Origin of the sequence: Paenibacillus sp. FSL H3-0310 (assembly GCF_038002785.1) — a bacterium.
Taxonomy (GTDB): Bacteria; Bacillota; Bacilli; order Paenibacillales; family Paenibacillaceae; genus Paenibacillus_AQ; species Paenibacillus_AQ odorifer.
In genome coordinates this window covers 1,030,831-1,046,928 of sequence record NZ_JBBODC010000001.1, presented here as the reverse complement: position 1 = coordinate 1,046,928, position 16,098 = coordinate 1,030,831, and the positions used below count along the sequence as shown (strand labels likewise).

The 16,098-nt window shown below is 47.1% G+C and carries 14 protein-coding genes; all 14 read right to left on the bottom strand.

Annotation, left to right across the window (positions count from 1 at the left end; genetic code table 11):
• Window positions 1-33: 33 nt before the first annotated feature.
• The 14 genes from MHH63_RS04705 to MHH63_RS04640 all read right to left on the bottom strand — a co-directional run bounded on the left by MHH63_RS04705 (window position 34) and on the right by MHH63_RS04640 (window position 16,067).
• Window positions 34-378, bottom strand: coding sequence for a YlmC/YmxH family sporulation protein (locus MHH63_RS04705; RefSeq protein ID WP_036683628.1), 345 nt, complete (start codon window positions 376-378; stop codon window positions 34-36).
• 130 nt (window positions 379-508) lie between these two features.
• Complete coding sequence (gene sigG / locus MHH63_RS04700; protein WP_036683631.1) at window positions 509-1,291, bottom strand: RNA polymerase sporulation sigma factor SigG; 783 nt, start codon at window positions 1,289-1,291, stop codon at window positions 509-511.
• A 78-nt stretch (window positions 1,292-1,369) separates the two neighbouring features.
• A complete protein-coding gene (gene sigE / locus MHH63_RS04695; protein ID WP_036683937.1) occupies window positions 1,370-2,092 on the bottom strand; it encodes an RNA polymerase sporulation sigma factor SigE in 723 nt (240 codons plus the stop codon).
• Between the two features lie 92 nt (window positions 2,093-2,184).
• On the bottom strand, window positions 2,185-3,132 hold the full coding sequence (gene spoIIGA / locus MHH63_RS04690) for a sigma-E processing peptidase SpoIIGA (RefSeq protein ID WP_076129086.1): 948 nt from the start codon (window positions 3,130-3,132) through the stop codon (window positions 2,185-2,187).
• A 268-nt stretch (window positions 3,133-3,400) separates the two neighbouring features.
• Window positions 3,401-4,522 carry a cell division protein FtsZ gene (gene ftsZ / locus MHH63_RS04685; protein ID WP_076129065.1) on the bottom strand — a complete coding sequence of 374 codons (1,122 nt, stop codon included), beginning with the start codon at window positions 4,520-4,522 and terminating at the stop codon, window positions 3,401-3,403.
• Between the two features lie 61 nt (window positions 4,523-4,583).
• The gene (gene ftsA, locus MHH63_RS04680) at window positions 4,584-5,846 is read right to left on the bottom strand and encodes a cell division protein FtsA (protein ID WP_076136520.1); all 1,263 of its coding nucleotides are present in this window, start codon (window positions 5,844-5,846) and stop codon (window positions 4,584-4,586) included.
• A gap of 343 nt (window positions 5,847-6,189) precedes the next feature.
• A complete protein-coding gene (locus MHH63_RS04675; protein ID WP_076192056.1) occupies window positions 6,190-6,945 on the bottom strand; it encodes a cell division protein FtsQ/DivIB in 756 nt (251 codons plus the stop codon).
• Window positions 6,946-7,010: 65 nt separating this feature from the next.
• Entirely contained in the window at window positions 7,011-8,294 is a 1,284-nt protein-coding gene (murA, locus tag MHH63_RS04670; protein WP_036683642.1) for a UDP-N-acetylglucosamine 1-carboxyvinyltransferase, read from the bottom strand.
• Between the two features lie 205 nt (window positions 8,295-8,499).
• A complete protein-coding gene (murG, locus tag MHH63_RS04665) occupies window positions 8,500-9,612 on the bottom strand; it encodes an undecaprenyldiphospho-muramoylpentapeptide beta-N-acetylglucosaminyltransferase (protein WP_076179294.1) in 1,113 nt (370 codons plus the stop codon).
• A 5-nt stretch (window positions 9,613-9,617) separates the two neighbouring features.
• A complete protein-coding gene (spoVE, locus tag MHH63_RS04660) occupies window positions 9,618-10,715 on the bottom strand; it encodes a stage V sporulation protein E (RefSeq protein ID WP_036683647.1) in 1,098 nt (365 codons plus the stop codon).
• Between the two features lie 49 nt (window positions 10,716-10,764).
• On the bottom strand, window positions 10,765-12,186 hold the full coding sequence (murD, locus tag MHH63_RS04655; RefSeq protein WP_341171259.1) for a UDP-N-acetylmuramoyl-L-alanine--D-glutamate ligase: 1,422 nt from the start codon (window positions 12,184-12,186) through the stop codon (window positions 10,765-10,767).
• 3 nt (window positions 12,187-12,189) lie between these two features.
• Entirely contained in the window at window positions 12,190-13,155 is a 966-nt protein-coding gene (gene mraY, locus MHH63_RS04650; RefSeq protein ID WP_036683653.1) for a phospho-N-acetylmuramoyl-pentapeptide-transferase, read from the bottom strand.
• Window positions 13,156-13,176: 21 nt separating this feature from the next.
• On the bottom strand, window positions 13,177-14,583 hold the full coding sequence (locus MHH63_RS04645) for a UDP-N-acetylmuramoyl-tripeptide--D-alanyl-D-alanine ligase (protein WP_036683655.1): 1,407 nt from the start codon (window positions 14,581-14,583) through the stop codon (window positions 13,177-13,179).
• Window positions 14,580-16,067 (bottom strand): UDP-N-acetylmuramoyl-L-alanyl-D-glutamate--2,6-diaminopimelate ligase, encoded by a 1,488-nt coding sequence (locus MHH63_RS04640; protein ID WP_038572864.1) that lies wholly within the window; start codon window positions 16,065-16,067, stop codon window positions 14,580-14,582. The genes MHH63_RS04645 and MHH63_RS04640 overlap by 4 nt, the downstream gene beginning before the upstream one ends.
• Window positions 16,068-16,098 lie beyond the last annotated feature (31 nt).

The window sequence follows — 16,098 nt, the reverse complement described above, 5'->3', positions numbered from 1 at the left end:
ATTCTTAAATAAAAAAACAAAAAACGCACCTAATTAATAAGTGCGCCGTTCGCTGCGATCTCCCCGTTCCAGATACATCGTTTCACGCTCTTCCTGTCCCGGAGACATCCGCGACTCTTCAATCTTTACGAGTACTACATCGGACCCGATCTTAACTATATTCCGCCATGGAATAATCAGATCTGTCCCGCCTCCGAACAATCCCATAAACCGAGTGTATCCGGGTATAACGATGGCATCAATGACACCACGGCGCAAATCAAGCTCCAGATCACTAATCTGCCCCAGCCGCTTGCCATCTACAATGTTGATAACATCCTTCGTCTGAAAATCTGAGATTTTCATTTTTTTGGCAGACCCTTGATAATCCTCATTCATCTCACCACCCCTGTACAATCCGACCTATAGTCCAATATATGATCCGGAAGCTTGTCAACATGCATTAAAAAGAGGAGACAACCCAAAATCCTTAACCCGGATTCTGGAATATCTCCTCATGGCTACTGCTCTAAGATTTCACGTGTTTTTGCATTTGCTGAATCGCAGATTTCTCCAGACGTGAGACCTGTGCCTGTGAAATGCCAATCTCATCTGCGACCTCCATCTGTGTTTTCCCTTCGAAAAACCGCATGGATAAAATTCGTTTCTCCCTTTGTCCTAACTTACGCATCGCTTCACGTAATGCAATTTCTTCGATCCACGACACATCCTTATTCTTATCGTCGCTAATCTGGTCCATTACATAAATAGGATCGCCGCCGTCATGATAGATCGGCTCGAATAAGGACACTGGATCCTGAATGGCATCAAGAGCAAAAACAACATCTTCCTTCGGCACACCCAGCGCTTCTGATATTTCGAATATCGTCGGTTCCCGCGAGTTCTGATTGGTCAGACTATCGCGTACCTGGAGAGCCTTGTAGGCGATATCTCTGAGAGAACGTGATACCCGAATCGGGTTGTTATCACGCAGGTAACGCCGAATCTCACCGATAATCATCGGAACCGCATATGTGGAGAATTTAACGTTTTGTGATAAATCGAAATTATCGATGGCTTTCATCAGACCGATGCAACCCACCTGGAACAAATCGTCAACAAATTCCCCCCTATTATTGAACCTCTGGATAACGCTTAGAACAAGTCTAAGATTACCGTTTACCAATTTCTCTCTGGCGGATCGCTCGCCCTGCTGCTGCAGCGAAGTGAACAGTTGCCGCATTTCCACATTCGTTAGAACAGGCAGCTTAGCAGTATCCACACCGCAAATCTCGACTTTATTACGGGTCATGATGATTTACCTCCCAAGGAGAAACATTACTGTACATTATCTCCCGGGCTCGCCATTTTATTCCTTGCTAATTTCACCTTACACCATCTTGTTAAACTCCTTGCGCAGCCGCTTGATAATTCTTTTCTCCAGCCGCGAAATATAAGATTGGGAGATGCCGAGCAGATCAGCCACATCTTTTTGTGTCTTTTCTTCGCCTCCGCGCAGGCCAAATCTCAGCTCCATAATGAGTCTTTCCCGATCACTCAGCTTTTCCAGTGCCTTTTGCAGCAGCTTGCGATCAACCTGTTCTTCTATGTTCCGATAAATGGTATCATTTTCCGTTCCTAATACGTCAGAAAGCAATAATTCATTGCCATCCCAATCAATATTAAGCGGCTCATCAAAAGAAACCTCACTCCGTGTCTTGCTGTTCCGCCGCAGATACATCAAGATTTCATTCTCTATGCAGCGGGATGCATAAGTAGCCAGTTTTATTTTTTTCTCAGGATCAAAAGTGTTCACAGCCTTAATTAAGCCAATAGCGCCAATCGAAACCAGATCCTCGATATTGATTCCGGTATTCTCAAATTTACGAGCGATATATACTACCAAGCGAAGATTGCGCTCAATCAACATCGCACGAACAGCTGCATCGCCGCTTGACAGCCGCTGAAGCAGATATTCTTCTTCTTCCCGTGTCAGCGGTGGAGGAAGTGCCTCACTCCCGCCAATATAATAGATTTCCTGACTCTTCAGCCCTAGTAGAAACAGCATGCGGTAATATTGCAGCTGCAGAGCAATTTTCCATTTGACCATTATTTGTTCCTCCTCCAAGAAGTGCACGGTTCGCGTGTGAAGCTTTCAAATCCCGCTTTCAGCCATCAGAAGTTTGGTTCAGCTAGCTTTAAAGATTAGGAAGGCAGTGCTGCAACAGTAGCGCTCTCTTTTTGAGTCAAATCAGGATGTATTACAGCCCGATAGGCTCCATCCCCCGACAATGTCCCACCATCCAGCCCAATCAAGACTCTTTTACAATAAAAGATATCTTCACCAAGCTTTATCGTCACCTGATCAGGCTTCAGTGCGAGCATAAATGATGCCCCCCGGTTAACTCCCCTGTAAGGCACCAGTCGCATCCTGTCCTGCCAAGCAAACGACTGCCCGTCCGTTTCTAGTAAAAGTTTGTCCGCTCCGTCCTGAGTGAGTCTACCTTTCCATGTTTCAGGCAGATGTCCCTCCCAGAGCGAAGATTCCATAACCATCACCGGTATGCGGGTCAAAGGATCACAAAGCCGGTTACCTGTGTCTAGCAGGCCGGGACAGGAAACAGTCACTCCATCAATTTCTACTACCACCTCACCGATATAGGTTTCAAGCTGCTCCCTTCTGATTCGTGAGGAGTGCACTGCCTTGAAGCAGATTAACACCAGGGGAAATACTGCAATTACAAACCAAAAGCCAATCTTTAGGCGGTAAGCATGCCCTCCTGAAGCAGTGAACATAATACCATTCCAAATATCACCGGAGCTCTGCAGCAAATAGTGAATACCTACAATCCCACCAGCCGCTGCGAAATTGATAATATAAAAAGCTCCCATAGTGCGAAGGTAGCTTTGCAGACTCCCAAAACCAAAGGCAATCCATAGCATAACCACCGACAATCCAAACTTAATGAGGAAGGTATACATGAAAGACAACTCCGGCACAAACATCATCACCACATACAGCGCACCAACCAGAGCTGAGAGGACTAAGCGCCACCATGATATCCTAAGCTTGACCATCCAGCCTGTCAGCCACAAAAGAATTCCGTCGATCACTAGATTGGCGGCGAATATCAAGTCAATATAAACAACCAGTGCATTCACCTGCTTACTATGGCGGAATCTATCCTGTAGCCAAAATAGATCAGGCTCTGTTTTTTTGGACGATATGATTAGTATAAAAAGTCTCGCATTCAAAGTCTGTCTAAACTTGGGGGGCATTCTTAAGGTTTTTTTGTCGAGTTATAGCGCGGGAGGGTTTTATTCCTACTGAACAGCATTTCACATAAAAAAAGCACCGCATTGCCCTAGCTCTATTAGCTGGGGAATACGGTGCTTCATATCTCTTAATAAAAATATTTAATTAGTCATTGTTGCCACGATTACGGTTACGCAGGAACGTCGGAATATCTAATTGATCTGACGTATTCTGATTCCCGAACGGACGCAGATTAGCAGCGTTCTTATCCGGTGCTGCCGCTGGCTCGTTATTCGTCGAGACCGGACGGCGTCCTGGTGCTTCAGGTGATGGTTTATGTTCAAAGCCAGTAGCAATTACTGTTACTTTGATATCATCCTTCAGGCCTTCATCAATTATCGCACCAAAGATCATATTCACTTCAGGATCAGAGGCGGATGTAACAATCTCAGCCGCTTCATTGACTTCGTATAGAGAGAGGTTAGATCCTCCCGTAATGTTCATAATTACGCCGCGGGCGCCTTCAATAGACGTTTCCAAGAGTGGGCTCATGATGGCTTTACGTGCTGCTTCAGACGCACGGTTCTCACCATTTGCAATACCAATACCCATAAGGGCTGAACCGCGCTCTGTCATGATCGTCTTTACATCCGCAAAGTCAAGGTTAATCAGACCAGGAACCTTAATTAGGTCAGAGATACCTTGAACAGCCTGCCGGAGAACATTATCTGCTTCACGGAAAGCTTCCAACATCGGTGTTTTCTTATCAACAATTTCAAGCAAACGGTCATTTGGAATGACGATTAGCGTGTCGACTTTTTCTTTCAAAGCTTCGATTCCAAGCATTGCCTGGTTATAACGTTTTCTTCCTTCAAAAGTGAACGGGCGAGTCACTACACCCACAGTCAGGGCTCCACACTCTCTAGCAATTTCAGCTATAACTGGTGCCGCACCTGTACCTGTACCGCCACCCATTCCTGCAGTAACAAATACCATATCTGCACCTTTAAGGGTATTCGAAATCAGATCACGGGATTCCTCCGCTGCTTTCTTACCGACTTCAGGGTTGGCGCCTGCACCCAAACCGCGGGTCAGCTTGTCCCCAATCTGCAGCTTGTGCTCCGATTTGGCCATATGCAACGCTTGGGCGTCTGTATTAACCGTAATAAATTCTACACCCTGAACGCCGTTTTCAATCATCCGGTTGACAGCATTACTACCTCCGCCGCCCACGCCGATGACTTTTATTTGCGCCAAGCTCTCCATTTCAAAATCAAATTCTAACATATTGTTCCATCTCCCCCTCAATGTGCTTGGATGGCCGGTCCAAGTATATCTGGACTTACACTTATATAAACTCGCTAAACATATTTTTTAGACGCTCCACAAATCCGGGCTTCTGAACAGTTTCCTGACTCGGAGTGGCGTTCTGCTTGCTCCGGTTGACCGTCTTTTTGTTGCTGCTTCCACCACTGTTTCTTCCACGGAAACTACGGACAACATTATGCAGAATACCGACACCGCCGGTAAACCCAGGGTCCCGTACACCGATATAATCCGGCACGGCGATGCGTACAGATGCAGCCAGCTCGGTCTGAGCAGCCTTCAATACACCCGGCATCGAGACAGTCCCACCTGTTAGTATATAACCTCCAGGCAGTTCACTGTAACCAAGCCGTTTAACTTCTTGACGAATCAGGTGGAATATTTCTTGCACCCTTGGCTCGATAATGGCCGCCAGATCCTCTTGGTTAAATTCCTTCTCCACGTTACTGCCAATGCGCAATACCTTGAAGACAACGTCTGAGGCTGCATCGTCAATCCAAGCACAACCATATTTAAGTTTTACCTTCTCCGCTTGATCAGTAAGTGTCCGAAGTCCGTAGGCAATATCATTGGTTACGAATTCTCCTCCGATCGGAATCGTGGAGGTTGCACTAAGAGAACCCTCTTCGTATATGGCTATTGTTGTTGAGCCCGCACCGATATCAACCAGAACAGATCCCATCGATTTCTCGTCCTTGGACAGCGCCAATCCACCAGCTCCAAGAGACATCAGCACAAGATCCTTTACCTTCAGCCCTGATTTCTCAACACAGCGTAGTAGATTATGTATTGGCGTCTTAGCACCCGTAATGATTGTTGCCTCAACTTCCAGACGAACACCAATCATTCCGCGCGGGTCTTGAATTCCTTCAAGACCATCGACGATAAATTGTTTGGGAACAACATCAATCACTTCACGCTCCGGAGGCATAGCAATGACTTCCGCAGCTTTAATTACGCGATCGATATCATCATCGCCGATTTCACGATCCTCATTCTGAACGGCCACAACACCGTGGCTGGATTGCAGGCCAATATGATTACCGGAAATGCCTACATAAACCTCTGATATTTGAATACCCACCATCTGCTCTGCATGATCTATAGCACTTTTGATCGATTGCACAGTTTGGTCGATATCTACAATCGCGCCTTTACGTATTCCTTCCGAATCGGCAGATCCAACGCCAATAATATTAAAGGTTCCATTGGTAACTTCCCCAATTATTGCCCGAACTTTGGATGTACCGATGTCCAAACTAACAATGATGTCATTGTTGCTCAAGTCCTATGGCACCTCCTGTTATAATCATAATTAATTGCATTACCTTATCCCGGTCCCGGGAAACTTCTCTGTACATATTCAACATACCTAATCCTTTCCCTCTTTTTTCTACAAATTTTTTGAACGGAATAATATTCCAACATCCCCAAATGTGAATAGTTACTCATATGTTATTGTAAAAATAGCAATTATCACAAGAAATATCGGCCTAATTGGTCATTTCAACCAAATATAGTACTATATCTCAAAAAAATCGAAGAAAAAAGAGGGATATAGCTTATTGCCCGTAACTCCGATTGTAGCATTTTTTTAACTCTATTAGTAGGGACTATTTACCTCCACACTACTCTTGCGCAACATCTTCTTCATCGCTTACAACCTGAAAGGGAACATATGAATCGGCTTCTAGCATTTTAATCAGTCCAGGCTGTTCAGTCTCTATAATCTGATTCAAATAGGACACCTTGCTCTTTAGCAATGAGATGGCTGTAATCACCTCAAAACGGGATCTAGTATAGAGCTTGATCCGGTCTGGAAAAGACAAGGTCGGCGAGGGAACAATCTCAGAGATATCACTTGTCAATTCATTAGGAATGCTTGCTAATGCTTGACAAAGCTTAGCCTTATTCGGATCTTCCGGGTCCCAGTTCGTTAATATGGGTTTCTCAACGGCAATTCCTGTCTCATTAACAGGGACTGCAGCTCCACTGGACAGAATTGCCTTCAAGAGGCCTCCCTGTTCCAGTTCATAGGCTACCGCTGGAAATTCCTCAATCTTCACTGTGATCACCCCGGGGAAATCCTTCTGCACGCTGACGTCTTTAATCGTCTTAAGCTTCAGCAGAGATTCTTCCACATCTTTCGTTGATACAGCAAAGAATTGCCCACCTATTTTAATTCCACTTTGTGAGAGTAGCTCTTCACTAGTAGAATACTTACTACCTTGAAAATCTATCACTGTAATATGGCTAATAGACGATCTAAAAAAAATCACAGCAAGAAGCGCAGTGAACAGCAGCAGCAGGATCGCCGTAATCTTACGGCTCATTTTTTTCTTAGGCTTGTCCTCTTTAAGAAGAGGTAATCGGGTTGTAGTCATTCTCATATTCTCCGTAATAAGGCCCTGTCTCCTTCTCTGGGAGATCTGGAAGGAGACAGGGAGCTTTAATTGGCCAAATCAAGTGGATCCGTTACAGGCACCTTACGGCTTATACGCGCGCCAAGCTTCTGAAACAGCTTCTCTATTCCATCATAACCACGGTCAATGTGATGCGCTTGCTCAACGACCGTAGTCCCTTGTGCAGCAAGCCCGGCAATGACCAGAGCTGCACCCGCCCGCAAATCAGTAGCTTCCACAGTAGCACCATACAATCTCTGAACGCCGCGAATAAACGCACGATTCAAATCGATAGAAATGTCAGCACCCATCCGGGCCATTTCTTCCACATGTTTGAACCGTCCCTCAAACACCGTCTCCTTGATCACACTAAAACCATCAGCGAGCGACAGCAGCACCATGACCTGAGATTGCAGATCCGTCGGGAAAGAAGGATAAGGAGAGGTTACAATTCTCTCAACCGCACGCGGACGCCCCATGCAGCTGACATTAATTATATCATTGCATACTGTGATTTGAACACCAGCCCGCTTAAGCACATGAATAAGCGAAGTCAGATGCCCGGCGTTCGTATGTGTCAAGGTCACATTCCCACGTGTAGCTGCCGCAGCAATCATTACAGTTCCAGCCACTATCCGGTCTGGGATTACCTCGTACGTACAGGGATATAAGTTTTTGACACCCTGGATCGTAATGGTATCCGTGCCTGCACCGATAATCTGAGCACCCATACTATTCAAAAATTGCTGTAGATCCTGTATTTCCGGCTCTCTTGCTGCTCCCGATATCGTCGTTGTCCCCTCTGCCTTGGCGGCAGCCATCATAATATTCTCCGTGGCTCCAACACTTGGATAGTCGAGATGAATATCACTCCCTACAAGCTTTGAGCCCCGACAGGATATTCGTCCGTTGCTTTCCTCGATCTCCGCCCCCAGTGCTTTAAGACCCTGCAAATGAAGATCGATTTTACGCTCCCCGATCGCACAGCCACCAGGCTGATAGATCGTTACCTCACCAAATCTGGATAACAGCGGTCCCATTAAAAAAATGGAAGATCTCATCTGCCGCATCAAATCCTCAGGTACATGAGATGTCCCCACGGCTGACGTATCTATCGTCACCGTATCCTCTTGATGCACGCACCTGCAGCCCAGCCGATCCAAGATGTCTAGCATAGTCTCGATGTCCAGCAGCTTCGGCACATTATGCAGTGAGTGAACTCCTTCGGCCAGCAGGCTTGCCGCTAGAATCGGCAGCGCCGCATTTTTTGCTCCATGGATACGAATGGTGCCTGACAGGGGACTTCCACCCTCAATCACCAATTTGTCCAATGTATCACCTCCGAGATTACCGCTCACCCACCACAAACACTTCCGATACAAGGTCATATGAAATGTACAAGATTATCCTGCACTACCTTTCAGGTTAGGAAGTGTCCTGGGTGATTGTCACGATTATAGGATTATCCTATGTTCGTTCCTCCAAGTGTGTGACAGAGAGCTGCCAATAAGGAAAAACCTCTCAAAGGTTAATGGCTTAAGACTGTTTACCGGCTAGTCTTCGGAGTTCGTTAGTGACAATGGCAGCAGAATCCCTTTTGCCCAGTCGTCTGGAAGCCTCGGACATTTTTTGGCGTACAGCTTCAGTTCCAATGATTGCTTGCACAGCTTCATAAAGCGCCTTACCATTCAATTCCTTCTCAAGCAGCACCACAGCGGCCCCTTCGCGTTCCAGCTGTCTTGCATTCGCCTCTTGGTGATTATTCGTCACATTAGGAGAAGGGATAAGTACAGAAGGAATACCCAGCGCTGTAATCTCAGCGAGAAAGGATGCCCCCGCCCGATTTACGATTAAGGAGGTACAAGCCAAGACCTCCGGCATATTGTGAACATAAGGTAGGACATGCAGCCAGTTCGGTGTGCTACCCAGCTTCTGACGCAATTCAGCACGGGTATCCTCAAAATAAGGCTCACCTGTAACGTAAACATAATGAACACCATTACCCTTACCCACAAATGGGGCCATTTCAATCATGGCTTTATTAATAGCCTTAGCCCCTTGACTGCCGCCAACAACCAAAACAACCGTGCTGTTATCCGGAATGCCCAGCGAGGCAAACCCCCGTTGTGAACTAGCCGTAGTAACCGTCGTTGCCCGAGGATTACCTGTGTAGATTACGTGCTTGCTCCCCGGAAAAGCAGATTCTGTCCCTTCAAAGCTTACGGCCACTGTACTCGCGTAACGACTTAGAAAACGATTTGTTAAACCAGGGATAGCATTTTGCTCATGGATCAAGGTTGGGATGCCCAGCCGGGATGCAGCGTAAACGACCGGACCACATACATAACCGCCTGTACCAATTACAACATCAGGCTTAAACTCTCTTAACATTTCTTTGGAAGCCTTAACGCCCTTTAAAAAACGCATCACCGTCTTGACGTTGTCCATGGACAGCTTGCGCCGAAAGCCAGTGATGTCGATAGATTTGAAAGGGATATTCTCTTGGGGAACGAGCTTGCTCTCTAAGCCACGCGTTCCACCAATATACAGGAAGGTAGATTCACTATCTTCTGATTCCAGTTGTCTAGCAACAGCGACTGCGGGATAGATATGACCACCCGTGCCTCCGCCGCTTAATACGATACGCATGTCTTTCACCTCGCATAACGGGATAAGTTCAATAGAATGCCCAGGGAGGTTAACATCAGTGTAAGTGAAGAACCTCCATAGCTAATCAGAGGAAGTGTGATGCCTGTTACAGGCATTAGACCGATGACCACACCAATATTAATAATGACTTGCACAGCCACCATACAGACGATGCCAACGGCCAAATAGCTTCCAAAACGGTCAGGCAGACTCATCGCCACCTTCATTCCGCGCCAGATTAGAATAAGAAACAGGATCAACACAGCCAAACCACCGATAAACCCCAGTTCCTCGGCCAATATAGAAAAAATAAAATCGGTCTGCGGCTCAGGTACATAACTGTACTTCTGCCGGCTCATTCCAAGTCCGAGACCCCCGAGCCCTCCAGGCCCAATCGCGTATAGCGACTGAATAATCTGGTAGCCTGCACCGAGGGGATCGGACCAAGGATCAAGAAAAGCGGTTATACGCTGCAACCGGTAAGGTGCTGCGGCAACCAAAGCAACAAACCCAGCCACCCCAGCTACTCCTAGTGAGAGTAGATGTTTCATTCTTGCTCCAGCTGTAAAGACCATCATTAAGGCTGCGCCAAACATAACGGTACCTGTACCCAGATCCGGCTGGAGCATAATCAGTGCAAAAGCTGATCCGATAAGCGCTAACGGGGGAAGTAAGCCACGAGTGAAGGAGGTGATATCATACTCTTCTTTTCCCAGCCAATTCGCCAGAAATAGAATCATCCCCATCTTCATGAACTCGGAGGGCTGAATCCCGAAGGAGCTGATTCCGAGCCAGCTGCGCGCTCCCCCGCGAACTACACCAATGCCGGGAATAAGCACCATAACGAGCAAAATAAAGCAGACAATCAGTGCCGGCTTAGCCAGCTTTTTTAACACTTTGTAGTCTGTATTCGCTGTAACAAACATTGCAACAAGTCCCAGTCCTGCAAACAAAAGCTGCCTCTTTACAAAGTAAAACGAATCTCCATAATTGCGGAAGCCTAAAACAGATCCGGCGCTGTATACCATCACCATGCCGATCACCAGCAAAGAAAGAATGGGAATCAGCAACCAAATATCGGGAGCATGACGAGTTTTGTTCATCAGGAGCACACCTCTTGCATCCGTAGTAGGGGCTTATCCACCCCCCTACTTAAAGGTTATGCACCGCCTCTTTAAAAATACACCCGCGCTCTTCATAGGATGTAAACATATCCCAACTAGCACATGCAGGAGACAGGAGAACGATATCTCCTTCTTCCGCCAGAGCGGAAGCTTCCCGCACAGCTGCTTGCAGCACGGCGGCGGCGCTCTCCCCATTATCGACGGAGATAATCTGCTTTAATCCTGCCAGCTGTGCTACATTTATTAGCTTGTCCTTGGTTTGTCCTAACGCCACCAAAGCTTTGACGCGTCCGCTCAGGACAGGCAGCAGCTCCATATAATCGGAGCCACGGTCTAATCCGCCAGCGATCAATACCACCGGCCGCTGAAACGATGTCAAAGCCGTAATTGTCGCTTTGGAGTTCGTTGCTTTGGAATTGTTATAATAAGCGGCTCCAGCCTTATCAGCTACATACTCCAGCCGGTGCTCCACACCGCGAAAAGAAGAAAGCACTCCGCTTAATAAAGAGGGGGCAGCTCCAGCGGCAATAGCAATACCACAGGCAGCCAGCGCATTCCCCACATTAAAGCGACCCGGAAGGGCGATGGAATCTACATCCGCGATTATCGTTTCCTTGTCCGCAGATTCGCGATAGATAATGTGGCGCTTCAGCTCATCATCTTGCCCCGTAATGTAGGACGGGCTAACAAATACTCCATGAGGCAGCTCCTCAAACAAGGAGAATGGAAGAATCGAAGCCTTCATATAGGGTACAAGTTCCCGGCAGACAGGATCATCCCAGTTCAGCACTGCTGTATCCGTAGCTAATTGATTAGCGAACAGCTTGGTTTTGGAATCCACATAATCTTTCATGCTTCCATGATAATCCAGATGGGTCTCTGCAATATTCAGCAGACAGCCTATCTTAGGGCGGAAGGTCTCCGTACCTTTAAGTTGAAAGCTGCTAAGCTCAACTACCATCCAATCATCCTTTGTAGCCTCTTGTGCAGCCTGACAGAGAGGCGTACCAATGTTGCCCGCAACTATAGGGTTCATTCCCGCAGCTTCCAGCATATGGCCTACCCAGGTCGTCGTTGTCGTCTTACCATTGGAACCCGTGATCCCGATCACCGGCGCTGCACAAAGTCGATAAGCCACCTCTACCTCTGTGACCACTTCAATTCCAAGCTCAATTGCCTTTTGTACAGGGGGCGCAGAATAAGGAATGCCTGGATTCTTGATTACCAGACTTACACCTTCATGAATAAGACCTTCCGGATGCCCACCGCATATAACACAAATTCCCAAAGATTCCAATTCGGAAGCTTCGGGACTTTGATCTCTTTCCTTTTTATCGTTCACCGTAACTACAGCGCCGCGTTCATGCAGCACTTTAGCCACCTGGACACCGCTTTTAGCAAGCCCAAGAACCACAACTTCTTCACCACGATACTTATCTGGATGTTTCATTCTCTACAACCCCTTGCTAATAAATAGTCCCACAGCAGCCAACACCAAGCTAACCGCCCAGAACGAAATTACCACACGCCACTCCGACCAGCCACCAAGCTCAAAATGATGGTGAATCGGGCTCATTCTGAATACACGTTTGCCACGGGTTTTAAATGAAACGACTTGAATCACAACGGACAACATTTCAATTACAAAAACACCGCCAATGATGAGAAACAGCAGCTCACTCTTCGTGACAATAGCAATAGCACCTATCGCGCCACCAATACCAAACGAACCCGTATCCCCCATAAATACTTTAGCAGGGTGGGCATTAAACACAAGAAAGCCAAGTACAGCACCAATCATTGCCGCAGCACATACACCTGCCGCAATAGACGTAGCCTGCATTGCCACCACCGCGTATGCTGCCAAAGCAATGGCGCTAACCCCAGACAACAGTCCATCGACTCCATCTGTAAAGTTAACGGCATTCGTCACTGCCATCATCATAATAATGATGAATGGATAATAGAACCAGCCACCCCAATCAAAGCTGAAATCAGTACCTGGAACGCTGATACTTGTACTGTGTCCGGCATAGATCAGAAGACCGCACATTAAAGCACCAACCAGCAGCTGTCCAAATAACTTTTGACGTGCTGTGAGCCCTAAGGAACGCTTAAACACAATTTTGATATAGTCATCCAAAAATCCGATCAATCCAAAACCAAGCGTAGCTACAAGCAGTACATAAAAATCTGTATTCACCACAGAAAATTTCAGATAAGACAAGGTAAAAGCTACGATAATCACGATACCGCCCATAGTCGGCGTTCCCGCTTTCTTCAAATGGGTTTGCGGTCCGTCATCTCGCACCTGCTGTCCGAATTTCATCCTGCGCAGAAGCGGAATGAAGAGCGGAGCGGCAATGACCGCAAGGATAAAGGAAACAGCAATAGTCAATAACAATAGTTGATAATCCATGGGTACACCCCCTCCAATGATTTAGGTCTGTTGAATATCTTTATTTAGGCTCTGAAGCACTTCCTCGAGCTTCATCCCTCTTGATCCTTTAAATAGAACAATATCCTTAGCACTGCATTTCTCTAGAAGGACAGCGGTTAGTTCCGCTTTATCTGTAAAAGCTTTGACGCGCTCTTTGCCGAATTTCTCTTCTGCTGCTTTGGCAATATGAACAGACAATGGTCCGTAAGTACATACAAAATCAGTTAAGGAAGGGTCAAGGTAGTAGCCTATTTCTTGATGAAATTCTACTTCCTCCGGCCCAAGTTCCAGCATGTCCCCGAGCACAGCGATTTTATTGCCACTGCATTTCATAGATTGCAGGACATCTATAGCCGCCTTCATAGAAGTAGGGCTGGCATTATAAGCATCGTTTAAAAGCGTAAGTCCGGAGGAAGTCCGAATCACTTCAATCCGCATGCCCGTCAACTTGAGCTTGCTCAGACCGTCCTTCATATTCTGCTCCGTAACCCCAAAATGACGAGCAACCGCTAGTGCAGCCAGAGCGTTAACAACGTTATGCTGACCTGGCAGCGGTAATGTAAAAGCATGTTCCTTATGACGGCTTGACGTGAACGTCATGCCACCAGTATGGGACATCATCCCTGTTGGATAATCATCATTATCCTCATTTAGACCAAATCGGAAGGTTCTCATCCCTTCTGGAGCCTTAAAAGTGGACTCTTGCATTACCTCAGTCAGCAGCGGTTCGTCACCATTATAAATCAGCAATCCCCCCGGCTTCAGCCCTTCAGCAATCTCCAGCTTGGCGCGGGCTATTTCTTTACGTGACCCCAGCTGCAGTAAATGCGACTCGCCTACATTAGTAATTACCGCTACGTCTGGTTCAGCCAAAGAAGCCAGCAGAGCAATTTCTCCCCGCGAGCTCATCCCCATTTCAAGTACAGCGATCTCTGTATCCTCAGCCATGGATAAAATAGTAAGCGGAAGACCGATATGATTATTGAAATTCCCCGCTGTTTTGTGCACTTTGAACTGCACTTCAAGCAGAGACATAATGATATCTTTTGTTGTTGTTTTCCCGTTGCTGCCCGTAACAGCGACAACCTGCGGAGCCACTTCCTTCAGATAAGCAGCGGACAACTTCTGAAGAGCCTCTAGCGTATCTTCAACAATAATAACTCCGCCACCTTCAGGTACCGGTCCTTTATCGCGTTGCCACAAGGTTGCACCCGCACCAGCAGCCAGTGCTGCGGCAGCATAATGGTGACCATCGAATTTGTCTCCAGATAGAGGCACAAACAGGCAGCCGGGTGTGATCTTACGGGAGTCGGTAACGACTCCCGTAAGGGTTGTATTCATAGCTTCGACAGCAGCAGGTTCCCCTGCGCACATGGCAGCAATATTTTCAAGCGTTCTTGTAATCAATAGTTTCGGCCCCTTATAACTTCTTTAGCGACGATGCGGTCATCGAAATCATGAACCACTCCGCCAATCAGTTGATAGGTCTCATGACCTTTCCCCGCAATCAATACTACATCGCCAGGGCTTGCCATTTCAATAGCCTTCCCGATAGCTTCTCGGCGATCAACAATCATATGATACCGGTCAGAGGTGACTCCATCCTCTACTAGTCCTGCTTCTATATCCTTCAAGATTAGTTGAGGGTCCTCCGTCCGGGGGTTGTCAGAAGTTACGAATACCATGTCGCTATATCGTGCAGCGATCTTCCCCATTAATGGACGTTTCGTCCGGTCTCTGTCACCGCCACAGCCAAACACTGTAAGCACTTTGCCGGTAGCAAATTCGCAGACCGTTTTTAATACATTCTCTAGCCCGTCTGGTGTATGTGCGTAGTCAACGATAACAGCAAATTCCTGACCTTCGTCCACTGACTCCACCCGTCCAGCTACACCATCGATTGCCTCAAGACTAGTCTTGATATCAGCCAGAGAGACATCTTCCAATAAAGCAGCTGTAATCGCCGCGAGTGCATTGTAGACGTTGAACTTACCAACCATACGGAGCGAAATGTCCGTCTTCCCCTTAAACGTATCTACATGGAAAAAAGTTCCTTTTGCAGTGATCGATATTTGCGAAGCTCGGACATTAGCGTTGTTATCAATGCCATATGTAATCACTTCCGCCGCAGTTTGGGCTGCAAAATATTGACTGGCTTCATCATCCGCGTTCAACACCGCATATTTGCGTTCTTCCTTCCACGGAGAGATCACATTTCCCAATCTGGAGAAAAAGAGCCCTTTAACCGCCCGATACTCCTCCATTGTATGATGATAATCCAGATGATCTTGGGTTAAGTTCGTAAAAATTGCCGTACGGAAGTCCGCACCCTTCACACGTCCTTGCTGAAGTGCGTGAGAGGATACTTCCATTACGCAACATTCCACACCTTTGGAAGCCATATCATGAAGGGAACGCTGCAGATCTAGCGATTCTGGAGTTGTGCCTGACATAGGGTAGCTTTTGCCGTCATAGCGCATTTGAATCGTTCCAATCAGACCTGTCTTCATATTCTGATCCTGCATAATCCGCTCAATGAGATAAGTCGTTGTTGTTTTGCCGTTTGTGCCCGTCACCCCGATCATTCTCATCCGGCTGCTAGGTGAGCCAAAGAATGCATTCGACATGACAGACATCGCAAACCGGCAGTCATCTACAACAATCTGCGGGATATCAAGCTCCAGCTTGTGCTCACATACAATAGCCGCCGCTCCGGAGGCTACTGCTTGCGGCGCATATTTGTGCCCGTCCACGGTGTGGCCAGGCAAACAGATGAATAGATCTCCCGGGCCTACACGGCGGGAATCCGTCTGAAGATCAGTAATCTCCACATCTCCATCCCCGTATAGTTGCGAAGTAGCAAGACAAGCAGATAATTCGTTAACTTTCATAGTAATCCCTCACTCTACATTTTCGGATACG